General features: G+C 35.4%; 22 protein-coding genes and 1 pseudogene. 17 read left to right on the forward strand and 6 right to left on the reverse strand.

The window, feature by feature from the left end:
- Positions 1-110: 110 nt before the first annotated feature.
- Positions 111-1,163: a 3-deoxy-7-phosphoheptulonate synthase AroG gene (gene aroG / locus EHE21_RS05590; protein ID WP_194952070.1), complete on the forward strand. Its 1,053-nt coding sequence runs from the start codon at positions 111-113 to the stop codon at positions 1,161-1,163.
- A 76-nt stretch (positions 1,164-1,239) separates the two neighbouring features.
- On the opposite strand, the gene EHE21_RS05595 is transcribed toward aroG, so the two are convergent.
- The gene (locus tag EHE21_RS05595) at positions 1,240-2,046 is read right to left on the reverse strand and encodes a tetratricopeptide repeat protein (protein WP_194952071.1); all 807 of its coding nucleotides are present in this window, start codon (positions 2,044-2,046) and stop codon (positions 1,240-1,242) included.
- A gap of 88 nt (positions 2,047-2,134) precedes the next feature.
- On the opposite strand from EHE21_RS05595, the pseudogene EHE21_RS18865 reads away from it, so the two are divergent.
- Positions 2,135-2,224, forward strand: a pseudogene (locus EHE21_RS18865) (type VI secretion system tube protein Hcp); the annotation flags it as partial.
- Between the two features lie 343 nt (positions 2,225-2,567).
- On the opposite strand, the gene gpmA reads toward EHE21_RS18865, so the two are convergent.
- Positions 2,568-3,320, reverse strand: coding sequence for a 2,3-diphosphoglycerate-dependent phosphoglycerate mutase (gpmA, locus tag EHE21_RS05605; RefSeq protein WP_036938379.1), 753 nt, complete (start codon positions 3,318-3,320; stop codon positions 2,568-2,570).
- Between the two features lie 389 nt (positions 3,321-3,709).
- Positions 3,710-5,176 carry a molybdate ABC transporter ATP-binding protein ModF gene (modF, locus tag EHE21_RS05610; RefSeq protein WP_194952072.1) on the reverse strand — a complete coding sequence of 489 codons (1,467 nt, stop codon included), beginning with the start codon at positions 5,174-5,176 and terminating at the stop codon, positions 3,710-3,712.
- Positions 5,177-5,369: 193 nt separating this feature from the next.
- Between modF and EHE21_RS05615 the strand changes: the two genes are divergently transcribed.
- The 6 genes from EHE21_RS05615 to EHE21_RS05635 all read left to right on the forward strand — a co-directional run bounded on the left by EHE21_RS05615 (position 5,370) and on the right by EHE21_RS05635 (position 14,189).
- Positions 5,370-6,911 carry a ShlB/FhaC/HecB family hemolysin secretion/activation protein gene (locus EHE21_RS05615; RefSeq protein WP_194952073.1) on the forward strand — a complete coding sequence of 514 codons (1,542 nt, stop codon included), beginning with the start codon at positions 5,370-5,372 and terminating at the stop codon, positions 6,909-6,911.
- A gap of 15 nt (positions 6,912-6,926) precedes the next feature.
- Positions 6,927-9,938: a filamentous hemagglutinin N-terminal domain-containing protein gene (locus tag EHE21_RS18870; protein ID WP_228766735.1), complete on the forward strand. Its 3,012-nt coding sequence runs from the start codon at positions 6,927-6,929 to the stop codon at positions 9,936-9,938.
- 9 nt (positions 9,939-9,947) lie between these two features.
- Positions 9,948-12,392, forward strand: coding sequence for a DUF637 domain-containing protein (locus EHE21_RS18875; RefSeq protein ID WP_228766736.1), 2,445 nt, complete (start codon positions 9,948-9,950; stop codon positions 12,390-12,392).
- Positions 12,389-12,916: a hypothetical protein gene (locus EHE21_RS05625; protein WP_194952074.1), complete on the forward strand. Its 528-nt coding sequence runs from the start codon at positions 12,389-12,391 to the stop codon at positions 12,914-12,916. The genes EHE21_RS18875 and EHE21_RS05625 overlap by 4 nt, the downstream gene beginning before the upstream one ends.
- Positions 12,917-13,271: 355 nt before the next feature.
- Positions 13,272-13,598 (forward strand): hypothetical protein, encoded by a 327-nt coding sequence (locus EHE21_RS18880; RefSeq protein ID WP_228766737.1) that lies wholly within the window; start codon positions 13,272-13,274, stop codon positions 13,596-13,598.
- Positions 13,599-13,682: 84 nt separating this feature from the next.
- A complete protein-coding gene (locus tag EHE21_RS05635; protein WP_194952587.1) occupies positions 13,683-14,189 on the forward strand; it encodes a contact-dependent growth inhibition system immunity protein in 507 nt (168 codons plus the stop codon).
- Positions 14,190-14,334: 145 nt separating this feature from the next.
- On the opposite strand, the gene modE is transcribed toward EHE21_RS05635, so the two are convergent.
- Complete coding sequence (modE, locus tag EHE21_RS05640) at positions 14,335-15,126, reverse strand: molybdenum-dependent transcriptional regulator (RefSeq protein ID WP_075672736.1); 792 nt, start codon at positions 15,124-15,126, stop codon at positions 14,335-14,337.
- A 159-nt stretch (positions 15,127-15,285) separates the two neighbouring features.
- Here modE and EHE21_RS05645 point away from each other — a divergent pair, with 159 nt between their 5' ends.
- From EHE21_RS05645 to modC, 4 genes are all read left to right on the forward strand, one after another.
- Positions 15,286-15,429: an AcrZ family multidrug efflux pump-associated protein gene (locus tag EHE21_RS05645; RefSeq protein WP_071788544.1), complete on the forward strand. Its 144-nt coding sequence runs from the start codon at positions 15,286-15,288 to the stop codon at positions 15,427-15,429.
- Positions 15,430-15,760: 331 nt separating this feature from the next.
- Positions 15,761-16,531, forward strand: coding sequence for a molybdate ABC transporter substrate-binding protein (gene modA, locus EHE21_RS05650; RefSeq protein ID WP_194952075.1), 771 nt, complete (start codon positions 15,761-15,763; stop codon positions 16,529-16,531).
- A 17-nt stretch (positions 16,532-16,548) separates the two neighbouring features.
- The gene (modB, locus tag EHE21_RS05655) at positions 16,549-17,241 is read left to right on the forward strand and encodes a molybdate ABC transporter permease subunit (protein WP_036938363.1); all 693 of its coding nucleotides are present in this window, start codon (positions 16,549-16,551) and stop codon (positions 17,239-17,241) included.
- Positions 17,235-18,299, forward strand: a complete 1,065-nt coding sequence (gene modC, locus EHE21_RS05660) for a molybdenum ABC transporter ATP-binding protein ModC (protein ID WP_194952076.1) — start codon at positions 17,235-17,237, stop codon at positions 18,297-18,299. The genes modB and modC overlap by 7 nt, the downstream gene beginning before the upstream one ends.
- Positions 18,300-18,375: 76 nt before the next feature.
- Here the strand turns inward: modC and EHE21_RS05665 are convergent, their stop codons facing one another.
- Positions 18,376-19,197: a pyridoxal phosphatase gene (locus tag EHE21_RS05665; protein WP_088493388.1), complete on the reverse strand. Its 822-nt coding sequence runs from the start codon at positions 19,195-19,197 to the stop codon at positions 18,376-18,378.
- Positions 19,198-19,346: 149 nt separating this feature from the next.
- On the opposite strand from EHE21_RS05665, the gene pgl reads away from it, so the two are divergent.
- Entirely contained in the window at positions 19,347-20,336 is a 990-nt protein-coding gene (pgl, locus tag EHE21_RS05670) for a 6-phosphogluconolactonase (RefSeq protein ID WP_194952077.1), read from the forward strand.
- Between the two features lie 74 nt (positions 20,337-20,410).
- Here pgl and bioA read toward each other — a convergent pair whose 3' ends face one another.
- Positions 20,411-21,685 carry an adenosylmethionine--8-amino-7-oxononanoate transaminase gene (bioA, locus tag EHE21_RS05675; RefSeq protein WP_194952078.1) on the reverse strand — a complete coding sequence of 425 codons (1,275 nt, stop codon included), beginning with the start codon at positions 21,683-21,685 and terminating at the stop codon, positions 20,411-20,413.
- Positions 21,686-21,788: 103 nt separating this feature from the next.
- Between bioA and bioB the strand changes: the two genes are divergently transcribed.
- Genes bioB through bioD form a run of 4 tightly spaced genes read left to right on the forward strand, consistent with a single transcriptional unit; the run spans position 21,789 to position 25,404 of the window.
- A complete protein-coding gene (gene bioB, locus EHE21_RS05680; protein WP_098943836.1) occupies positions 21,789-22,826 on the forward strand; it encodes a biotin synthase BioB in 1,038 nt (345 codons plus the stop codon).
- Positions 22,826-23,989: an 8-amino-7-oxononanoate synthase gene (gene bioF, locus EHE21_RS05685; RefSeq protein ID WP_194952079.1), complete on the forward strand. Its 1,164-nt coding sequence runs from the start codon at positions 22,826-22,828 to the stop codon at positions 23,987-23,989. Before bioB ends, bioF begins: the two co-directional genes overlap by 1 nt.
- Positions 23,964-24,728 (forward strand): malonyl-ACP O-methyltransferase BioC, encoded by a 765-nt coding sequence (gene bioC / locus EHE21_RS05690; RefSeq protein ID WP_194952080.1) that lies wholly within the window; start codon positions 23,964-23,966, stop codon positions 24,726-24,728. The genes bioF and bioC overlap by 26 nt, the downstream gene beginning before the upstream one ends.
- Positions 24,721-25,404, forward strand: a complete 684-nt coding sequence (gene bioD, locus EHE21_RS05695) for a dethiobiotin synthase (protein WP_194952081.1) — start codon at positions 24,721-24,723, stop codon at positions 25,402-25,404. Before bioC ends, bioD begins: the two co-directional genes overlap by 8 nt.
- Positions 25,405-25,593: the final 189 nt, after the last annotated feature.

Here is a 25,593-nt window from a genome sequence, read left to right on the forward strand (position 1 = left end):
GTGACTATAGGTGCTTTAGGTTGAAAGGGTGTTTACAGATAGAAAACGAATGGTTAGATTGGAAAAGCAATAATAACATTGACTAGATAACATAGAGTGGATACACGGGAATGAATTATCAAAATGATGACCTTAAAATAACACAAATTAATGAACTCTTACCGCCAGTTGCTTTATTGGAAAAGTTTCCAGCAACTGATAATGCGGCTTTTACAGTTCGTCATGCCCGTGAAGCTATTCATCAAATCCTAGCTGGAAAAGATGATCGTCTATTAGTGGTAATTGGACCTTGTTCTATTCATGATCCGAAAGCTGCATTGGAGTATGCGCAACGTTTAAGCCTCATTAGAGAAGAGCTTAAAGATAAACTTGAAATTGTTATGCGTGTTTATTTTGAAAAACCACGCACAACAGTAGGCTGGAAAGGCTTAATTAATGATCCTCATATGGATCATACCTTTGATATTAATGAAGGCTTGCGTATCGCTCGTGATCTTTTATTAACTATCAACGATAGTGGCTTGCCAACTGCCGGTGAGTTTTTAGATATGATAACGCCTCAATACGTTGCTGATTTAATGAGTTGGGGTGCCATTGGCGCTCGTACTACTGAATCTCAGGTACACCGTGAGCTATCTTCTGGTTTATCTTGTCCTGTTGGTTTTAAAAATGGTACAGACGGGACTATTAAAGTTGCTATTGATGCAATCAATGCAGCTGGATCGCCACACTGTTTTCTTTCTGTCACTAAATGGGGCCATTCAGCCATTGTGCGCACAGCAGGTAATGGTGATTGCCACATTATTTTACGTGGTGGTAAAGAACCAAATTACAGCGCTGAACATGTAGCAGCGGTAAAAGAAGGGCTTAAAAAAGCAGGTTTACCACAAAACGTGATGGTTGACTTCAGTCACGCCAATAGTTGCAAGAAATTTGAGAAACAAATGGAAGTTGGTGCTGATATTTGCCAACAAATTAGCTCAGGTGAAAAAGCATTAATCGGCGTTATGATTGAGAGTCATTTAGTGGAAGGTAGCCAGTCATTAGAAAGCAGTGAACCATTGGTTTACGGTAAAAGTATCACCGATGCTTGTATTGGTTGGGATGATACTGAAATACTGTTACGTCAACTAGCAGATGCGGTTGTTGCTCGTCGCGGTTAACTGATATTATATTAGTACACAAACTGTAATACCGTTGATAATTAATCAACGGTATTTTTATGGAAAAGAAAGTAAGTTAGTCATGCATCTTTAATAGATCAAGTCTGAATTTAGCGGGTTTAAATCCAAGCTCATATGACTTTTGATACCATTCACATGCTTTTTCTTTGTCAGCAATGACACCCAATCCTTTTTCATATAAATAACCGATATTATAAATAGCTGAGGGATCATTATCTTCAGCCGCCTTTAAATAGAAGGTCATTGCTTTCTGATAGTTCTGCTCAACTCCTAAGCCATGTTGATATGAATAAGCAATATTATTGTTTGTTTTGATATGCCCATTACTAACTGCTTTTAAATACCACTCCATTGCTTTTTCGTAGTCTTGTTTAGTACCAAGACCATCTAAATATAAAAGACCTAGATTATTCTGTGCTCTACTAAAATTCTGCTCTGCAGATTTTAAATACCATTCAATTGCTATATAGTAATTTTGTATAACACCTAAACCATCATCATACATATATCCTATATAAAACTGTGCAGTAGGATTATTTTTACTAGACGATTTTAGTAGCCACTTCATGGCCAATTCATAATCTTTAGGGAAATATAAATTTCCATTAATGTAGAAAGAACCTATTTTTGCTTGAGCCTCCGCATTCTCGTTATAAGCAGATAATAAATAAAATTTGCGGGCTTTGTTTTTATCATTCTTATCAAAATAAATATCGCCTAAGTAAAGCTGATAATGTGAAAGGCTTTGTTTAAATAGAGAGGGAGAAGGATTATTTATTTTATCCTCCTTAAACGGAAATAAAACAAACATTATTATAAACATAATAATAATAAATAGAATGGTAACTATTTTTAATTTCATATTAATATCCCTATTCTTTATTTGATTTTTAATGTTTTATTATAGTTGTATATTTAAGGTTATTATAATTAAAGGATTAAAAAATTAAAATGTATCCTATCATCCAATAGAGTTTATTAAAAATATTGATAAATCATCACCTTTGTTATTAGTTGCCATTTCTAATAATGAAGTTCTAAAATTCGCCCTTCTGGAGAACAATACCACCAAGCTCCATAAGAGTTATAATTACACTCAGACATAAAATATCCCTATTTTAATATACGTTTGTTATAAGCGTTTTATATTTATAAATAATTAAATGACTTAAAATCCAATGGTGACAATATATTAAATATTTAATAACTGTAAGTGATAATTTAATATTTTTTAATTAATACTATCGAGTTAAATATTATATTTTTTATATAAAATAAAAAGTAATATGAAAAAATTGAAATTTAGAAATTTAATATAAAAAAATACCGCTATTTCTAGCGGTATTTATCATATAAACCTAAATTAATAGATTTAACGCAAAATTATTTTGCTTTACCTTGGTTAGCAACAGCGGCTGCTTTTGCTGCGATTTCGTCAGCATTACCTAAGTAGTAACGTTTGATTGGTTTCATGTTTTCATCAAATTCGTAAACTAAAGGTACAGCTGTTGGGATATTCAGCTCAAGAATTTCGTCTTCGCTCATGTTGTCTAGGTATTTAACCAGAGCACGCAGTGAGTTACCGTGAGCTGCAATAATAACTTTCTCACCAGAAGCAACACGTGGTTTGATAACTTCTTCCCAGTATGGTGTTACACGGTCGATAGTTAATGCTAGGCTTTCTGTTAATGGCAGTTCTGCCGCAGTTAAAGATGCATAACGAGGATCTTTACCTGGGAAACGTTCATCGTCTTTAGTTAATTCTGGTGGAGTGATAGCAAAACCACGACGCCATTGTTTAACTTGCTCGTCACCGTATTTTTCAGCAGTTTCAGCTTTGTTTAAGCCTTGCAGAGCACCGTAATGACGTTCGTTTAATTTCCAGCATTTTTCAACTGGCAGCCATTGTTGATCAACTTGATCAAGAATGTTCCACAGGGTGTGAATTGCGCGTTTCAGAACAGAAGTATATGCATAGTCAAAAACGAAACCTTCAGCTTTCAGCAGTTTACCTGCTTCTTGCGCTTCATTACGGCCTTTTTCGGACAGCTCAACGTCAGTCCAGCCTGTAAAACGGTTTTCTTTGTTCCATACACTTTCACCGTGTCGAACTAGCACAAGCTTAGTTACTGCCATAGTTTAGACTCCTATAATTACTTTCTTAATATAAGTTTAAAATTAGCACTTCAATCATTATATGGATCATCGACAAGAACGCCAAACATAAGTGACAAAACAAGGGGGATTAAGTCAAAAATGTCGTTTGTTCGATGAATTATTGCACAGTTGTCACACCTTTTGCTTAATCGTTCAAGCTATTAATCTAGCGGGATCGGCGTAAAAAAACAAAATATCCGTTTTGTATGAAAAATAGACGAAAATGTCGCCCGTAAAAACGACAGATCCTTTATTTATTATTGTTCAAATAATAAGCAAGAAAATGTCGATTTAAATAAAAATTCAGATCTAAGTTTAGCGTTAATTTCTAAAATCATTGCCCTGATTATGACAGTAAAAATGAACATTTAACAAATTTCTTGCTGGTAACGATAAATTTCGCCTTCTTTAATAAAAGTCAATCGATGAGTAATACACGATGGCGCATCTTCTTGATGGTGGCTCACAAACAAAAGTTGCGTATTACTGTGGCTTATCATGATATCAATAAAACGCTGTACTAAGAGCCGGTTCGTTGTGTCTAATCCTTGCAATGGCTCATCAAGAATAAGTAAGGTAGGGTGTTTAACTAATGCTCTAACAATTAACACTAAGCGTTGCTGACCCCAAGATAAGGCATGAAATGGATGATTAGCATGTGCAGTTAAACCAATTAACGCTAACCATTCATCAGCAAGTTTTAGCTGTTTATCTGTAATCGCTTGATAAATGCCAATAGAGTCATGGAAACCTGAAATAATGACATTTTTTACCGTTGAAGAAACACGGTAACTCTGATGTAAGGCATTACTGACATAACCAATATGGCGTTTAATTTCCCATACTGTTTCACCACTTCCTCTTTTACGACCAAATAGCGTTAAGTCATTGCTGTAGCCTTGAGGGTGATCGCCCGTAATTAAACTTAATAATGTCGATTTTCCTGCACCATTAGGGCCTAAAATCTGCCAATGTTGCTGAGGTTTTACCTCCCAGCTTAAATGGTGAAGAACAGGTTTATCGTTATAGCTCACTACTCCATCTTTTAGCACGATAGGGGAAAGTGTCGGTGATAATTGAGGAATGGCATCAGGCGAATCTTGTTCAGGTAATGTGAGATTTTCAAGAGTTTCACTGTGAGATAATTGCCCAATAACAGAGTCAGATAAAACCTGTTCTTTCTCACCGTTGGCGACTAATTCGCAATTAATGAGTAGACCTGCATACTGAATAAAATCAGGAATATCATTAAAACGATTTAGAATGAGTACGATAGTCAGATTTTGTTGATGTAATAGTGTTAACAATTCATTTAAAGCACGGCGAGAATCAACATCTAATCCATCAAAAGGCTCATCTAAAATAATTAAATCAGGTTTATTCATTAAAAGTTGAATAAGCAATATTTTTCGAGACTCACCGGTAGATAGATATTTAAAACGTCTTGATAAAAGGTATTCAACACCAAATTGCTTTGCTAATAAAAAGCATCTGTCATCATCTTTTACCTGCATTTGAATAACTTGAGCAACAGTTAAGCCAGTATCTTCTTCACCTTCACTTAATAAATCTGTGTTATTCCGACGCCACTCTTCTTCAATCATTTTTTGCTGTTTTTCAAAAGAGAGACTAATTGGACGAGAAAATGTGCTGATAAATTCACCAGAGAGCAAAATACCTTCTTGGCATAATGCATTTGCTAAGGCGGTTTTGCCGCTTCCATTACTGCCTACAAATGCCCAACTTTCACCTTCATTTATGGCTAATTTGTCAATTTGTAAACAGAGTTTATCGCTTAAGCGAAATTGTGTTTTGTTGAGTTGTAAGTGTTTCATTATTATTAGCCTTATTTTTTTAATGTAAGCTAAGTGCAAGTTAAGTATCTAGCAATATAGGGTTAATAGAAACTTGTCAATATTTGCTGAAAGAACTTTTTCCAAAAGTCTTATACACCTACTATTTAATGATAACCTTTAAAATGCGTTTCCTATGTAAATATATAAACATCTCTTTAAGGATGACTTATATATGCATAAATTTAAAAAAATAAACTTATTCTTTTTTATATTTTTACTCATTAGCAAAAATAGTTTTTCTTTGAATAATAAAAATGTAAATAGTAATTGCTTTCTTATTGATAAAGTTGATCTTACAGGAAATACTTTATTAGATTATAGAAAGAAATCTAAATTAATTTCACCGTATCTACAAAAATGTCTAACATTAAATGATATGCATGAGGTCGCTAAATCAATTACTAATAATTATATTAAAAAAGGTTATGTAACCTCACAAGCTATTATTCCAGAGCAGGATCTTTCTAATCATAAGTTAGTAATAAAGATTATTGAAGGTAGAATAAAAGATATTTCTATCAATGGTGTTTCATCTAGATTAATTGATATTATTTTTCCTTCCTTTAAAGAAAAAATTTTAAACTTACGAGATTTAGAACATGGATTAGAACAGCTTAATCGATTAACAACAACGCAATATACATTGGATATTCAACCAAGCGATAGTGTGGGATATTCATCTGTAACCATTAATCGAAAAGCTAAAAAACTTCCTTTAAAGAATCGATTAACAATTGATAATTCGGGAACAGAAACAACAGGAAAGATCTTACTTACTAATACAACAACAATAGATTCTTTGTTTGGCTTGGGTGAGCAGTGGATTTTTTCACTAAAAACAAATACAGATTTCCCTCATGCTCACTATTCTCGTGTTTATACTGCAAGTGTTAATATCCCTTATGGCTATTGGTTTTATCAATACCAGTTATCTGATAGTAGTTCATCTTATTTCTTCCAAAATAATCACAAATATATTTATAAAAACAAAAATAAAGATCAGCAATTTGATATTAGTCGTTTAGTCTATCGAGATAATAAACAACGAGTAACACTAAAGGGAGCGTTAAAGCATAAGAAAGCAAAAACGCAGTTAGCACAACAAAAATTATTAATAAATAGTCCCACATTGACTTCTTTATCATTTAGCCCTGAATATACCTTAAGTTTACATAATGGATATTTAATCATTAATCCAACTGCTGAGTTTGGGATCTCTCTTTTTGGTGCGACATCTGATTATATTGCTGATAATTCACCTCGAAGTCATTATCGAAAATTGAGTTTAAATTTAAGCTATCAATATTTATTGACTGATCAGTTTTCCTATCTCACTTCATTTCATAGTCAATATACGCCTGATAATCTTTATGGTTCGGAAAAAATAGCAATAGATGGAATAAAAGCTGTTCGTGGATATAAAGAAATAAATTTTAATGCTAATAGTGGGTTTTATTGGCGCAATGAAATAAATATATCACCAATAACTTCATTTTTAAGTAAGTGGAATTTTATTTTTGCACTTGATTATGGCGTCGCCCATTCAGATCAATATGAAACAGAAAAGAATAAAATAATTGGAAGTGCAATAGGTGCTTCTTTCTATCATTCCACTTTTTCTTCTCAGATATTAATTAATAAACCTATGTTTTATCCCAGATCATTAAAGCCAGATTGCTGGTCTTTTTATTGGTCCATTTCTCTTGCTATTTAAATATTAGGAGTTTTTATGTGTGAAAAGGATATTTCTTGGAAACAACGTTTAATAAGTTATGGCATAGCTTATGTAATTGCTATTTATCCATTACATCCAGCTTGGAGCTCAGCAATTACGCCATCCGATAAAACGATTAAAGTTAATCAACAAAATACTGTTCCAATTATTAATATTTCAACACCTAATAATCTAGGTATTTCTCATAATAAGTTTCATTCGTTCAATGTTAGCAAGCAAGGTGTTGTACTTAATAATGCGACAACTTCTGTTAACACACAATTAGCCAAACAAGTGAATGCCAATACCCATTTAAAAGGTAGTGCTGCTCATTTAATTATTAATGAAGTGGTGGGAAATGGGCGCTCACAATTACAAGGAAAATTGGAAGTTGCAGGAGAACAAGCGAAAGTTGTTATTGCTAATCCAAATGGCATTACGTGTGATGGTTGTTCGTTTATAAATACCCCAGTAATTACGCTCACAACAGGAAAACCTCTTTTTAATCCTCAAGGCGCCTATTCGGCAATAGAAGTGAAAAAAGGCGGTGTTGTTATTGGCACGCAAGGTATAGATCTCCAAGCTCAGGATTATGCCGACATTATCAGCCGTAGTATTGAGTTAAATGGAAAAATTAACGCTAAAAACCTTTCTTTAATGCAAGGAAATAACCGTATTGATTTTGATAAAGGTACAGTAAATAGCATTAATGGTGAAGGCGTTAAACCCATACTTTCTATTGATACTAAAGCGCTAGGTGGAATGTATGCCAATCAAATCCGTCTAGTCAGTACAGAAAAAGGTGTTGGTGTTAATTTAAGTAATATTCAGACAAATCAAAACAGTGTGAATTTAACCGTTGATGGAAAAATTACTTTTAATGGCAATATTCAATCTGATCAAGATATTAATGTTAGTAGTAAAGAACTGCAAATTAATAGTAATACAAAGTTAAAAGCAAAAAGAGATATTACTTTAGCAACTAATACGCTGATTAATCATAGTGAAGTTATCTCAGAGAAAGATATGCGTTTATTCGCAGATAAACTCACGAATAAAGGCGAAAAAGCGATTATTCAAGCGAAAGATAATTTATGGATACAGAAAAATGCGCAGGGTGACCCAAACACGTTAATTGAAAATCAATCAGCCACGATAAAAACAGAAAAGGGTGACTTGATTATTCGAACTAAGAAATTAGTTAATGAATCTATAACACCTTTATTTAAAGAGATAAAACAAGAACCTGATTCTAAACTCTCTATAAATATTGGTAATCACCTCCTCCTTCCATCTAGAAGTCCTACTGATGATTTTCTTTTAGTTATTGCATTTCCGGAGTTAAAAAATTTCTCTTATAAAAAATGGTTTGATATTTTAGATTTAAAAAATAATGGAGGAGTTAATGTAGAACGTTCATATTTTGAAAAAAGTAATAAATATGTTCCTAGTATTATTTCTTCAGGAAATAATTTATATGTACAATCTAATGATTTTATTAATAACCAATCTATAATTATTGCAGATAATAATTTAATTGCAACAGGAAGCAGTGCAAGATTATATTATTATCGTTCTGCATATCTTAATAAATGGGAACGTTATTCTAATGATAATGCTCATCTTTATTATCGGGATGATATAATAAAATATAAGCTTGATGAAGCTAAGTTTAATAAGACAAGTCATTTTGTTCCTTTTGTGAAAACGGGTAGTCATTATGAATTTTCTGTAAATGATGTCTCTGATTATATAATAAAAGCAGGTAATAATTTAGTATTAGATTTTAAAAATAGTATAGATTTAGAGCGTAAACTTCCATTTACAGAAAAAGAAATAAAAAAATTCAGAGGGTTATCAGATTTTGAAAATACTATATTAGCTAAAAATATATTATTAAATGCTAATAATGTGAATGTTTCTTTAAATTTAACAGCAAACGATTCTTTATCTATTATTGCTGATAAAAGTATAAACATAAATAATTCAAAATTGCTAGCTGATGAAAATATAAGTTTGACATCGATAGATACTATAAAATTTGAGAATATAGATGTAACAGCAAAATATTTTTCTGCTATAACTAAAAAGGGAAATATTAGTCATTTATTTAATCCTACCAAATTTTATACTCTAAAAGGTATTAAATCACCATATGTTGATATTCCTGAAAAAATATATTTTAATTCTGGGAAAAATATTGATATTTCAAATGTAATAATTAATAAATCCAATGAGTTAAATTTATCTGCGCTAGAAGATATTAAAATAAATCGTGATGAATCTTTTCTTTTTAATTTAGCACCTTTTATTAGAGATAGTGGGTATATTCCAGCATTTTTAATTAACATGGGGATTTTGGAAAGTAATAATATAACTTTTACTTCAGGTAAAGATATTATTAGTCAAGGAATAAAATATCACAGCGATAAAGCTATAACCTTTAATGCAGGGCAGGATATTTTCCTTGCCTCAAAATCAATAAAAGAAGCCGATCCTTTTTTTAGTGATATTCATTATCCTCAATTACAATCTAAGTTATTTTCAGACAATAACCTTATCTTAAATGCAGCGCGTGATATTGATTTAAGTTCAACAGTATTAAATTCAAAAGATAAAGTCATTGTATTAGCAGGTAGGAATATAAAGCTGGGTGCAAATGCTTATTCTGCCATCAAAGATCCCCACGAAGATGCTCAAGATATTCAGTATAGCACAGCGGCTATTATAGGAAATAAAGGCGTTTCTATTGCGTTATCAGGTGCGTTAATAACAGAAGGAAGCTCACTCAAATCAGATGGTGATATTACGATATCCAGTGGTGGAAATATTCAATTGGGATCGGTAAAAACACATTTACGTAAAGAGTCGGGTTCTAAGTTAGAAGAACTTCGCAAACAAGTTAGTACTGAAATTAATAGTGGCAATAATTTAACTCTATTATCTGAAGGTAGTATTTTATTTCAGGCATCAAAATTAACTGCCAATAAAAAGATAGATATTGCTGCTAAAGGTGGATTTCTTTAAGCACAAGCGATGGAAGAATCGAGTTATTACGAAGAAGAGAAGAAAAAATGTAATTGGTGGACTTTGTGTACTACCAAAAAGAAATACACGAAAAAACGTCATAATACAAATAATAAAGTTACCGAGTTTATCGCTAATGGCGATATTAATTTATTTGCTAAAGATGATATTACCTTAGAAGCGAGCAAACTAGAAACAGCGAAGAATGCAAAATTAACCAGTAAAACAGGAAAAGTTAATTTTAAAGCAGTTAAAAATACAGCATTTAAGCAAGTTATTACTAATTCAAAAGATATTTATATTACTCAGCGAGATCAGGGTTATATCAAAGAGAGTTGGGCATTACCGACACTTTATATTGGTGGAAAACTGACTATTGATGCTCCTAAAGGAATATCTGCTGATATTAAAGCTCAAAAAGGACAATCACTAGAACAAGCATTAACAGTTTTAGGTAACACTCCAGAATATGCATGGCTTAAAGATCTTCAACATCATCAAAACGTCAATTGGAATTTAGTTAAAGATACCTATTCTGATTGGGATGATGAAACAAAACAATTAAATCCTGTTGTTGGTGCGGTTATCGCTATTGCAGTGGGAGTTGCCACTTACGGTACAGCAACGGCGGCGACTATTGGTGGAATGGCAAGTAAAGCAACCATTGCGGCGGGCGCTTCAGCAAGCGTGGCTTCAACGGCATCGGTTGCAGCACAAGCAGGTTTTGCCTCTTTAGTTTCGCAAGCGGCGGTCTCTTTAGCTGAAAACCAAGGCAATATCTCTAAAACACTTGAATCACTGGGGCGTAGTGACACGGTCAAGTCTGTGGTGACGAGTATGGTGGTTGCGGGGGCACTTCAGGGTCTTGACCAATTTATGGGTTGGGATCAGGCAATCCAAGGTGGAACATTACCTTCAACAGGCAAGTTACTTGCGACCGATAGCGCAACATGGAATCAAGTTGCACAACGCGTTGCCTCTCATTCAGTCGTCAGTTCAACATTGGGCACTGCCATTCAAGGTGGCAGTTTTATTGATAATTTTAAAACCGCGCTATTAAGCAATATCGGTAGTCAGCTTCATGCCGAAGGCGCCAATTTAATTGGTGATAATGGCGCGGTATTAGGGCATGCAGGAAAGGTTTTAAGTCATTCGGTAGTAGCAGGTGTTAGTGCAGAAATTGCAGGAGGTAGTGTTACAGGTGCGGTTGCTGGTGCGTTGGCGGCAGAGATAGCGGCGATATCGCTACAAAGTAAATTATTTGAGCCTCAATTTGAAAGCGAATCAAATAAACAACTATATGAATTTAATAAATTTCTTAAAAGTAATTCTGAATTTAATCCCCAGATTGTTAGATTTATTGGTGGGCTAGCAGGTGCTCTAGCCACTAATAAACCAGAAGGTGCATATAGTGGAGCCAATAGTGCGGAGACTGTTTATCGATTTAATGACGAAACACATTATATAAGCCCATCTGATATAGAAGCAGGTGAAGATTTATATCTCGCAATGCGAGGTGATAAAGAGGCACAAAAAAGAGTTGATGCACGAAAAGAAGCATTAACTTTTTCATTAACAGTTGGTGCTCTTGGTTATTCAGTTCTTTATGTAGGAACATATGTAATTGCCGTTGCTCCTCAATCATTAGCAACAGTTAAAACGATAATTAGTACTTGCAAAGAAGCACCTTTGATTTGTTTTAATAATACCTCTGTTCACCTATATAACGTTGTTGGAGCAGAAGCAACGGTAGCGGCACCTGCCGCAACTACAGGTTCATTTTATATTGCCTCCAAAAATGCGCATGAAATAAAAAATGTGCTTCATCAGGCGGAAGAACTTGTTACTACGTTTAATGAAGTTGCTAAGGTTGATGCTAAAGGTGCTAAAGAGGTTCTTAGATATACAGCGCAAGAGCTACGAAATGCAACTATAGCTGGAAAACCTGTGTTAACCAATTATCGAGTATTTGATTTAAGTAAACTTGATGAGTCTGCATTAGATGTTAATGTAATTCGTGATTTAACACAAATATATTTAAAAGAAAAATATAAAGATAATAAACTCGCTGTTTCTTATGCTATTGCAGCTATTACTAGAGATAATGAAACTGAATATCTTATTGCTGTTAGTGGGAAGGCATGGAGTGGAACATCACCTAAGTTAATTAATATTAATGGAATAAAATATAAAGTAATTATACCAGATAAAGAAATGACACCTAGTGCATTAAAAATAGATAATAACTATAATCATGCGGAACAGAAAATATTTGATTATTTACATAAAAATAATGATGGGGAAAATAAAAAAATAATATTATCTGTACAAAATACTTCCACAGAATTATCAGGGATGTGTATTGGTTGTAATAAAATGAGTTTAGACTTTGCAAAATTAAATCGAAACTATGATATAACTATATACCATGGAACAACAGGAACTAACCCATGAAAAAAAATCAATTAATAAATTATTTACATACTGTCTATCCAGAGCTTCCTATCAACATTCATAAAATAAAGGGGTATTCTGATGATGAGATAAAAAAAATTGAACGTTTATATCGTATTAACGTAACAGAACAACTATATGATTTTCTAAGTTGTATGGGGCGTTGCAGTGGCGGTTTCTTTGGTGATTCTTCTTTGTTATTTTACCGTAATAGTTTTTCTGTCAGAGATCATGTGCAGTTTCAAATAGGTAGTTGTTCTGAACTTTGTGGCATACAAAAACACGATTTATTAAATAAGAAACCTTTCTTTTTTTCGATAGAGTCAGAAACGCAACATCTATTTTTATTAACTTATTCAGATAATCCAAATAAAGTCTATCAGTATGATGAAAATGAAGAAGTGATAAAAAATACTCATTGGGATTTTAATGGTTATCTAAAATATTTAATTGATAAATCAACAAAAAAGAATATAAATAACATTTTAAAATATGATTTTATTGGTGAATTGATTGAAATTTAATGATATGAAATTATATGGTTTAAATGGGTGCTAAATAAAATCACCTTATTCTAATTGTGGGTAAGGTGATTTTTTATCATATGTCTAAATAAAAATATAATTATATTATCTGGTTTTATTTTTAATAAAACTAATTATGTTAATAATTAATAAAGGATAGTAGTAATTACCTGAACTTTATATTGGCGGAAAATTAACAATTAATCCTCCTAAAAGGAATATTTGCTGATATTAAAGCTAAAAAAGAACAATCACTAGAAGAATTTATGGTCCTATAAGTTTTAATGCCAATAAAACGCAGTTTATACCAATAAATGATATTTATTTTATTGGCAAATCAGGAAATAAAATCACAATGAAATGGATGTATCAAGGTACAATAGTAGAGCAAGGTATGACATTTGAGAATTACATTGGTCTATCAAATAAACGACTTACGCGATTACATCTTAATGCTAAAACTTTCGACTATTATGATGCTAATACAGGTGAATATATTAGTGTAAAGACATTAAATACCCAAACAGCCTCAAGGATTAAAAATTCACAATCAATAGAAAATACATATATTTCAACTATGGATAAATATAGTGGCGATGGACGTGGAACTACAGAAATTTCTAAAAAAGATGTAAAATTAAAAACATTAGAATTAGGAGTTCCAGAAAAAACCACTAAATAACAATGGGATGCTATTAATGACTCTATCAAAAATGCATCTTCAAAAAATATAAAAGTTAATATTACGATTATTGAGGAATAATTAATATTTAAATTAAAAAATAATAAATTAAGAGCAAGTGTTTATTATAATGACGCTCATTATATTTTATTAACTTTTTCTGGTCATTCTATCTATATAATGGATCTAAAAAAAGGCTATAAAGTTTTACCTAATGATATTCTTGATGAAGAATTAGGTTGTTATGCAAAACTCGCTCTGATTAAAAGTGAACAAATTAAAGGAAGTTCAGATAAGTTTAATCAAATGTATAATGATAAAAAAACTTATCAAGACTGGATAAAAAAAATAATTAAAGAGTATGATTATAAAAATAAAACAGCACTTTTTAATAATATGAATCGATGTAGCTTAGAGCTTACAGATGATGAAATTACTATTAGTCCTCTAAACCATTTACGTATGGATCATTGGGTCGGCGAGGAAATACCTGATAGCGCAATTATTACGTTAAAAAGCAATTGTAGTGATGAGGTTTTAGGTGCCTCAATAAAAGAAGCATTTACACGTTGTGTTAGTCGAAAAGTTTAAATGGATATTAAAATCATCTTATATCAACCAAGTGTAAGGTAACTTTTTATAATTTTATCAATTAAAAACCATCACTTAATATTATTGTTAAAATAATAACTAAGTGATGGTTTTATTTTTTATTTAAAAGTAATCATATTAATGATTAACACAGTGTTGCGACAATCACCTGATCAGCATTAAATAAAGCCGTTACGCTGTCATTAATATGCAGTTTTTGCTCTTTAACATGCTGATTAGAACATGTGGCACAAACTTCTTGTCCACCTTCTAATGTCACCACTAATTCGCTGTTTTCACTACCCGTCTCAATTTGAGTGAGTGTGCCTGAAAGCGCATTGTCATATTGCTGTGTTAAAGAAGTTCCTTTTTCAATATTGACCCAAGGTGCCTTAATTAAAATCAGTACTTCTTTACCTTTTTTAAGCCCTAGGCGATCAGCGCTTTTCTCTGTTAAAGCAGCACGAATGGTCGTTTTTCTATCTGCAAGTTGCACATTAACATGTTGTTGAACTTGCAGGTTGTCACGCTCAATAATCGTACCAAAAAATTGGTTTCTAGCGCTGGTTTGTAATGAAAAACGAGAAATAGCGGCTAAAAGACTATCCAGAGGGAGTGAATCATCTTTCAATACATCAAAGGCTTTTTGCTGAATTTGACCGAGCAGATCGTAAAGTTGAAGTAAGCGCTCACAATAATGTGTAAGAGTTGCACCACCGCCACCTTTACCGCCTGTTGCTCTATCAACAAGAAGTTCGTCTGCGAGTTGATTCATTTCATTAATGGCATCCCAAGCACTTTTATAACTAATGCCCGCCATTTTTGCCCCTTGACTAATTGAACCCGTCGCTTTGATTTGTTTTAACAGCGCAACGCGGCGAGGATCGGCAAAGAGCTTATCTTGAAGTTTAAGAGTTAATAATATTTCTGCTTGCATAATGATAGGCTTCTTCTTTTTTTGTGTGTTTATCGCATTTTTTGTGCCGACACAAAGCGATAATTCTCTAGAATATATACATCTATAGCGTTATTATTCGTCATTCGTGAAGAAATGCCAACTCTGGCTTTCCGAATATACCATGATAAAGAGGTTATCATGCTTGAATTATTGAAAAGTTTAGGGTTTGCTCTCTTGATGGTACCTGTTGTAATGGTACTGATTATGGGCATCATTTATGGTTTAGGTGAAGTGTTTAACTTGATTTCACCAAGTCAGCCAAAAGCAGACAAAAAATCATAATTTCTCCCTCCCTGATTTAGAACAGCCCTTTATTTAAAGGGCTGTTTTTTTATACTCATGATACTCGTCATACTTCAAGCCACAGCGTTGTTGACTGCGTTCATTCGCACTAGTCACATACTTGTGTATGCTCCTAGTGACTCATTCACTTGTCGCCTAGCTATGACTTGAATTATTTAGAGTATATAAGTTTATCTATCTTCATTTTCTGTTTCTTTTTAATGGTTATATTTATTGATATATAACCAGTTTCTAACATCTAATCCTTTCATTTTACGCTGTATCTTGGTATATACAGCGTGTCATCCTTTAATTTAAGTGGAATTAGAACATGAAAAAATTATCAGGCAAGTTACTTGCTGGCGCAGTTATCTCTTTTGCTTTAGTAAGCCAAAGTTTTGCATCGGAAAAAGTAACGGTATTTGCTGCCGCTTCTCTTACCAATGCTCTTAATGAAATTTCGGCACAATATAAGCAAGAAAAGCAAACTGAAGTTGTTGCATCTTATGCATCTTCTTCAACGCTGGCTCGCCAAATTGAACAAGGTGCACCTGCAAATCTGTTTATTTCAGCAGATCAGCAATGGATGGACTACGCAATCGATAAAAATTTAATGATTGCAGATTCACGTCATACACTATTAGGTAATGATTTAGTACTCATTGCCCCTAAAGATAGTAAATTAAATGACGTTGTTATTAATAAGGAAACTAAATGGAAATCCTTACTTAATGGCGGAAAACTAGCTGTTGGCGATCCTGACCATGTGCCTGTTGGTATCTATGCAAAAGAATCATTAGAATATTTAGGTGCATGGGATACAGTAAGCCCAGATATGGCGCGTACTAATAACGTGCGTAGCGGTATGGCGCTGGTTGAACGTGATGAAGCACCATTAGGTATCGTATACGGTTCTGACGCGGTTGCGAGTGATAAAGTGAAAGTGGTCGGCGTATTCCCAGCTGATAGCCACAAACCTGTTGAGTATCCAATGGCAGTTGTAAAAGGTCAGGACAATAAAGCAGTTCGTGATTTTTATGACTATCTGAAAACACCTCAAGCCGCAGAAATCTTTAAGAAATACGGCTTTAGCCCACTGTAGGAATTATACTTTTGGAGATGTTAAGTGAATACGAATGGCAAGCCATCATACTAAGCCTTAAGGTATCGACTGTTGCAGTTATTATCAGTCTACCTTTTGGTATTTTTATGGCTTGGCTTTTAGTTAGGGTACGTTTTCCCGGTAAATCATTGCTTGATAGCATTATTCATTTACCTTTAGTTCTACCTCCTGTTGTGGTTGGTTATCTTTTACTGATCAGTATGGGGAGACGTGGATTTATTGGTGAATGGCTGTATGACTGGTTTGGTTTTAGCTTTACCTTTAGTTGGCGAGGCGCAGCACTTGCATCCGCAGTCGTTGCATTCCCACTGATGGTAAGAGCTATCAGATTAGCATTAGAAGCTGTCGATCAACGTATGGAACAAGCGGCGAGAACCTTAGGGGCATCACCGATACGCGTCTTTTTTACCATAACGTTACCTTTGTCTATGCCAGGGATCATCGCAGGGATTGTGTTGGCATTTGCGCGCTCATTGGGAGAATTTGGCGCAACAATCACTTTCGTCTCCAATATTCCGGGGGAAACAAGAACTATTCCTCTGGCAATGTATACCTTGATTGAAACACCGGGTGCGGAAATGGATGCCGCCCGTTTATGTGTTATTGCAATTATTTTGGCGCTCGTCTCTTTAATGGCTTCAGAGTGGCTAACTCGTTGGGGTCGTAAAAGATTGGGGGGCGTATGCTAGAGATGAATTTTAAACAGACGCTAGGATCACTGCGTCTGGAAGTCAATACTGAACTACCAACAGAAAGTATTACCGCCGTCTTTGGTTTATCTGGAGCCGGTAAAACCTCACTGATTAATGTGATTGGTGGCTTAACCAAGCCAGATTCAGGACGGATTGTATTAAATAATCACACACTGGTGGATACCGAAAAGAAAATTTATCTGCCACCTGAAAAACGTAAAGTGGGTTATGTATTCCAAGATGCACGACTGTTTCCTCATTACACAGTAAAAGGAAATCTGCTTTACGGTATGTCTCCAACAATGAAAGTGCAATTTGATCGCATTATTCATTTGTTAGGTATCGAACATTTACTCCCACGTTTTCCGATAACATTATCAGGTGGTGAAAAACAGCGTGTTGCCATAGGGCGAGCGTTATTAACAGCACCCGATATTATGCTAATGGATGAGCCTTTAGCATCGCTTGATTTACCGCGTAAACGTGAGTTACTGCCATATTTAGAAAAGCTCTCACAAGATGTACAAATTCCTATTTTGTACGTGAGCCATAGCCTTGATGAAATTATTCGACTTGCAGATAACGTCATTGTGATGGATGCAGGAAAAATTAAGGCGACAGGCAAGCTGGAAGATGTATGGGCAAGTAGTGCACTACGTCCGTGGTTACAAAAAGAGACACTCAGCAGTATCGCGAATGTGATGGTGGTAGAACATCATAGCCATTACGATATGACAGCAACGGCTTTCGGTAACCAAGTGCTGTGGTTGCCTCAAATCGAGACTAAAATTGGTCGTGATGTGCGTGTCCGTATTGATGCTTCTGATGTGTCATTAACAACGACTCGTCCATCAAATAGCAGTATTCGTAATATTTTGCATATGAAAGTGGTTGAAACCATTAAAAATGATGGTCAAGTTGATGTGAAACTTGTCAATGATGGTAATTATTTATGGGCGAGGATCACGCCTTGGGCAAAAGATGAATTGAATATTCAAGAAGGGCAGTGGCTTTATGCGCAAATAAAGAGTATTTCGCTAAGTCGTCATCTTTGATTTATTTGTTGTCTTTGTTGATAAAAAAACCTCATCTTTGATGAGGTTTTGTCTTTTGGGAAAGGTGAAAATAGGACTAAGACAGAATATATTTATGAATAGTCTCAGCAATACCCGGCTGTGAATTCACCTTTGTGACCATTTTAGCGCGAGCTTTCACTTCATCTGAAGCATTACCCATTGCAACACCTAAGCCCACATGTTCTAACATGCTAAGGTCATTAAAGTTATCACCAAAAGCAATAACATCACTCATATTCATGCCATTCGCTTCAACCCAGCGTTGTAAACGGCGGCCTTTACTATTGCCTTTTTTGGCGATATCAACTTGATCAACCCAAGACCATTCGCACTCTAAACCGACTTGTTGCTCAATTTTTTCAACTAAAGCGCGTAATTCATCATGATCAGGCGTTGTTGTCGCAATTTTCCAAATAGCATTAACATCATGCATAGCTTTATAAAAATCATCGACTTTGATTAAATTTGGACGCTGTGCGGTAGGCAATGTTTCTGACCATTTCAAAGTACGTTGTACAGGGGCTGACAGTTGGTCATACATCATTGCATCATCAGCATAAACTAAGTGATGTACATCTGTTTGTTTAACGAGATCTAATACTGCGCTAGTTTCTTGGGTAGTTAATGGATCGGATTCCAGTACCTTTTTACCAATATAGTCATAAAGATAAGTCCCATTACAGCAAATCGCAGGGGTATCAAGATCGAGTGCTTGATAGAATGGATGAATAGCAACATGATGACGACCTGTTACAATTAAGACTTTAACACCTGCTTTTCTTGCAAGATTGAGTGCTTCTAAAGATTCTGGCAGGATACGTTTTTGGTCATCAAGCAGTGTGCCATCAAGATCCAAAGCAATAACGCGATATGACATAAATAAGCCCCTTGATAGTATTAAGATGCAATGTCGTTGATGGTACACGTTAACCAATAAAAGATAAACTAGCTTAATCGTGACAGGTTGTCGTTAGTTGTTCTATTATTCTTTATAAATCAATGGGTAATCTGTTTTAAGGAGAAGGGATGAAACAGGTAGTCTACGTAGCAAGTCCAGAGAGTCAGCAAATCCATGTTTATGCATTAAACACTGAAGGTGAGATGGATTTATTGCAGGTTGTTGAGGTTGCAGGGCAAGTACAACCGATGATTGCGAGTGCAGATGGAAAATACCTTTATGTAGGTATTCGTCCTCATTTTAGTGTGGTGACATTTGCGATTGCTGTCGATGGTCAATTAGAACAAAAGGCTATCACTTCCATTCCAAGTACTCCTGTTCATTTATGTTTAGATAAAACAGGGCGTTTCTTATTTGTTCCTTCCTATCATCAAGGCAATTTGGCTGTTTTACCTATTAATGAGATGGGGGTCCCTCAATCACCTATTCAAATTATTGAAGGATTAAATAAGCCTCATTCATCTAATATCGATTGGAATAATAAACAACTGATTGTTCCTTGCTTAGGTGAAGATCATATTCGTTTATTTAATTTATCAGAAGACGGTCATTTAACAGAAGCGGGCACTGAAGAGCTAACAACCGCACAAAATGCAGGCCCTCGTCATATGGCATTTCATCCTAATGGGGATGTGTTTTATTGCCTTAATGAATTAGATGCGACAATCAATGTATACCGTCATATGGGGGATTTATATCGTTTAATGCAAACGGTCGATATCGTCCCAGAAACATTTAACAGTACCCGTTGGGCGTCAGATATTCATATCACTCCTGATGGTCGTTTCCTTTATGCGAGCGAGCGCTCAGAAAGCTTTATTTGTGCGATGGCAATTTCAGAGGCGGGCGATTACCTGCAACCTGTGGGTTATTACCCAACGCAAATACAGCCTCGTGGTTTTAATCTTGATAACACAGGTAATTACCTGATTTCTTGTGGTCAAAAATCAGATTTTGCTTCTGTTTCTCGTATTGATAAACACACTGGTGCATTAACTGAATTAGCCTGTTACCCAGTAGGCAAAGGCGCAATGTGGGTTACCGTTGTGACGAAATAACTGTCGTAGTATAAAAACTACTGTGAACCTCTAGCAGAATATTACCTTGCTAGAGGTTTATTTTTATGAAAGGTTTATGAGAGATTAACCACTTTTTCAATAGCTTGAGTGAGTTTTGAGAGGCTTGCTGGTGGCATAATAAACGGTGGCATAATATAAATCAGTTTGCCAAAAGGTCTGATCCAAACTCCTTCATCAACAAAGATTTTTTGTAATTTTGCCATATTGACGGGCTCGTTCATTTCGACCACACCAATCGCCCCTAAAACCCGTACATCTTTAACACTTTTAACCTGTTTTAACGGTAATAGCTCGCGTTTTAGTTGTTTTTCAATTTCTGCAACTTGGTTTATCCAATCGCCTTTTGCTAATAGAGATAAACTGGCATCAGCAACAGCACAAGCCAAAGGATTTCCCATATAAGTAGGGCCATGCATAAAGCATCCCGCATCACCTTGGCTGATAGTTTCTGCAATATGGCGTGTAGTTAAAGTGGCTGATAAAGTCATATATCCACCTGTTAATGCTTTACCTACACACATTATATCTGGCGATATTTCAGCATGTTCACAGGCAAACAGCTTACCTGTTCGACCAAAACCAGTGGCTATTTCATCTGCAATTAATAACACATCAAATTCATTACACAGGGCTCTTGCGTGTTTTAAATATTGAGGATGATAAATTCGCATTCCACCCGCACCTTGAACAATCGGTTCAAGCATAACGGCAGCAATTTCTTGATGATGTTGCTCTAATGTTGAGCGTAATGAGTTGATATCAGCCGGCTCCCATTCTTCATAAAAACCTGTTTTTGGTGCATCCACAAAGAGATGATTAGGCAAGTAACCTTTGTACAGACTGTGCATGGAATTATCCGGATCACACACTGACATAGCACCAAAGGTATCGCCATGATAACCCTGTTTTAACGCCACAATACGTTGACGTTTTTCACCTTTAGCCTGCCAATATTGCAATGCCATTTTCAGCGCGACTTCAACGGCAACTGAACCCGAATCCGCTAGAAATATGCATTCGAGAGGTTCTGGTGTTATCGCTAATAATTTTCGACAAAGTGATATTGCTGGTGGATGAGTAATGCCGCCAAACATCACATGAGACATATTGCTTAGCTGTGTGGTGACGGCATTATTGAGTTCTGGGTGATTATATCCATGAATTGCAGCCCACCATGAAGACATTCCATCAATCAATTTTCTACCATCAGCCAAGACTAATTCAACGCCTTTTGCACTGACGATAGGGTAAGCAGGCAACGGATTACTCATCGAAGTGTATGGGTGCCAAATGTGTCGTAAATCGAAAGCGATATCTTCAGGTGTCATTATATTTTTCACTTAATCATGTAAACCAATGGTGATCAATTTTAGTTGACATGATAACCCTATTATTTAAACTGGCAATCACTTTTAAAAAGGAGATTGTATTGTGAGCGCACTAAAACGTTGGACACTAAAAGAAGCCAGAGCACTGTTTGATATGCCATTTTTAGATTTGGTTTTTCAGGCACAACAAGTTCATCGTCAACATTTTGACCCTTCTCAAATCCAAGTGAGTACGTTGCTTTCTATTAAAACAGGGGCTTGTCCTGAAGATTGTAAATATTGTGCTCAAAGCGCGCGGTATAAAACGGGATTAGAAAAAGAGCGCTTAATGGAAGTGCAGCAAGTGATTGAATCTGCGAAAAAAGCTAAAGCAGCAGGTTCAACACGTTTTTGTATGGGAGCCGCATGGAAAAATCCTCATGAACGCGATATGCCTTACCTTGAGCAAATGGTTAAAGAAGTTAAAGCGCTGGGTATGGAAACCTGCATGACACTTGGCAAATTAGATGATTCACAAGCCAACCGCTTAGCAGATGCTGGGTTGGATTTTTATAACCACAACCTTGATACCTCACCTGAATTTTACGGCAGTATTGTGACGACACGTACCTATCAAGATCGCTTAGATACGCTTGATAAAGTACGTAATGCTGGCATTAAAGTGTGTTCTGGCGGAATTTTAGGGTTAGGCGAGGAAGTTAAAGACAGAGCTGCAATGTTAGTGCAATTAGCTAATTTGCCACAGCCTCCTGAAAGTGTGCCGATCAATATGCTTGCCAAAATAAAAGGGACACCACTTGCAGATAATGAAGATGTCGACCCTTTTGATTTTATTCGCACTATCGCCGTTGCCCGTATCATGATGCCACGCTCTTATGTGCGTCTTTCTGCTGGACGTGAGCAAATGAGTGAACAAACACAAGCATTTTGCTTTATGGCCGGCGCTAACTCTATTTTCTATGGTTGTAAATTATTAACGACAACGAATCCAACCGAAGACAAAGATCACCAGTTATTCCGTAAATTAGGCTTAAATCCTGAACGATTAGCAGTATCTATGGGTGACAATCAGCAAGAAGAAGCTTTGATACAAGCTGTTGCCAATAAAGACACTGAACAATTTTACAATGCGGCACTGTAATGAGCTGGCAAACCTATTTAGATGAACAACTTAATGCGCGTAGAAATACGCCATTATGGCGAAAACGCAAAGTGATCAAACAAGCGGATGGGCGTTTTTTGATCACCATTTCAGATGAAAAATACCTTAATTTTTCAGGCAATGATTATTTAGGCATCAGCCAGCATGCAGACGTTATTAAAGCATGGCAACAAGGTGCCGATGAATACGGTGTAGGTAGCGGTGGATCAGGGCATATCACAGGATTTACACAAGCTCATGAGCAATTAGAACAGCACCTTGCAGATTGGTTAGGTTACGATAATGCACTGTTATTTTCATCCGGTTACAGTGCTAATCAAGGTGTCATTTCGGCATTACTTGAAAAAGACGATGCAATTATTGCAGATAAACTTTGTCATGCTTCACTAATGGAAGCCGCAGTATTATCACCCGCGACATTATGGCGATTTTTACATAATTCTCCTGATTCTTTATCTCAACGACTAAATAAAACGTCAGCTAATAAAACCTTTGTGGTAACAGAAGGGGTATTTAGTATGGATGGAGATAAAGCACCATTAAGAGAAATAGCAACAATAAGCCAAAAACATCATGCATGGTTAATGGTTGATGATGCGCATGGTATTGGTGTTTTAGGTAAAGAAGGCCGAGGCAGTTGTGATGAAGCAGGGATTAAACCTGAAATATTAGTAGTCACTTTTGGTAAAGCGTTTGGTGTCAGCGGGGCGGCTGTGCTTTGTAATAAACTAACCGCAGAGTTTTTCGAACAATATGCTCGTCACCTTATTTACAGTACATCAATGCCACCGGCACAAGCTATAGCCTTAAATTCTGCTCTAAATGTTATTAAGCAAGCGGATAATGAGCGAGAATATCTTCAACAATTAATTGATACTTTTCGCCAAGGTGTAATTTCACTTCCGGTTAAATTATTACCTTCAAAAACCGCTATTCAGCCATTAGTTATTGGTGATGAACAATTGTGCCAAACACTTTCAGATTATCTGCAATCTAAAGGACTTTGGGTAAAAGCAATTTTCCCACCTACCGTACCTCCTCAAAGTGCACGTTTACGAATAACGTTAACTACTCGCCATCATCTTTCAGATATTAAGCTGTTAATCGAGACGCTTCATGCTTTCTTCAGTCAAAACAGATAAACAACGTATAGCTCAAACCTTTGGTAAAGCCGCTGTTCATTACGATAATCACGCTAATATTCAGCGCTACAGTGGCAATAAATTAATGGATTTAGCGCATCATGATAGTGGCAATATTGTGTTAGATGCTGGATGTGGAACAGGATATTTCAGCCAAAAATGGAAACAGCAAGGCAAGTTTGTTATTGCACTGGATTTGTCACACTCCATGCTACAGGTGGCAAAACAACAACAGCGAGCTGATGGTTACTTACAAAGTGATATCGAACATTGCGCGATTGCACCACAAAGTGTGGACATTGTATTTAGTAATTTAGCGATGCAATGGTGTGAGGATTTATCTGGTGCTATTAAAACATTAATGAATACAGTCAATGTAAAAGGTGCACTTTATTTCTCAACACTCACTACATTGACACTGCAAGAAGTCAGAGATGCTTGGCAATCTCTTGATAAACACCCTCATGTAAATCCTTTTTTATCGCTTCACGATATTGAGAAAGCGTGTCGTGGTTTTCATTGTCAATTTTCTACTGAAACTGTCACAGAACAATACGACTCATTACATGCGCTCTTTGCTTCTTTGAAGGGGGTTGGTGCTAATTTTGTGCAGGGTGATCGACAAAAAGGGTTAATGACACGACAGAAATTTCGTGCACTAGAAAATGTGTGGAAAACAGAATCAGGTAAATATTTACTTACCTATCAAATTGTTATAGGAAAAATATCACATGGCTAAGACATGGTTTTTAACAGGTACCGATACAGAAGTAGGGAAAACCGTGGTAAGTAGCGCTCTATTACAATGTGCGGCGCATCAAGGGTATCAAACTGCGGGCTATAAACCAGTTGCTTCGGGAAGTGAGTGGCTAAATGAAGGTTTACGTAATTCAGATGCACTCACATTGCAAAAATTCAGTACGGTAAAATTAGATTATCAGCGTGTTAACCCTTACTGTTTTGAAACTCCTACATCGCCCCATATTGTTAGCCAAGAAATGAGCCAGCCTATTGATTTTGATGTGATGTCAGAAGGGTTGTCTTACTTAAAACAGCAAGCCGATTGGGTTTTAGTCGAAGGGGCAGGTGGTTGGTTTACGCCATTATCAGAAAACCAATTTTTCTCTGATTGGGTTATCAATGAAAAGCTACCTGTTATTTTGACTGTAGGTGTTAAATTGGGTTGCATTAATCATGCGTTATTAACGCAACAAGCAATTATTCAGTCTGGTTTAACATTGGCGGGTTGGGTTGCGAATGAAGTTGAGCCAGCAGGGCGATATCAGAAAGAGTATCTGGCAACATTAAAACAGCATATTAAAGCGCCATTCTTAGGCAAAATACCCTATTTAAACGAAGTAAAAGAGCATGATTTTACTCCTTACCTCGATCTTTCCTGTTTAAAACTAAGTTGATAGGTCGTTATTAAGTAAATTATAAAAGTCTATTTTTTATACCAATAAAAAAATAAAAAAAATAAATTTCGTCAATTTTGGGGGATATTTTAAGGTGGAAAAAAAGACGTAACCTACCGAGAGATAACAACTTTGTGTAGTTATCCACTATTCCTGTGGATAACCTTGTGTATTACCATTATAAAAATA

Source organism: Proteus sp. GOKU, from assembly GCF_015475555.1.
Lineage (GTDB): Bacteria > Pseudomonadota > Gammaproteobacteria > Enterobacterales > Enterobacteriaceae > Proteus > Proteus mirabilis_B.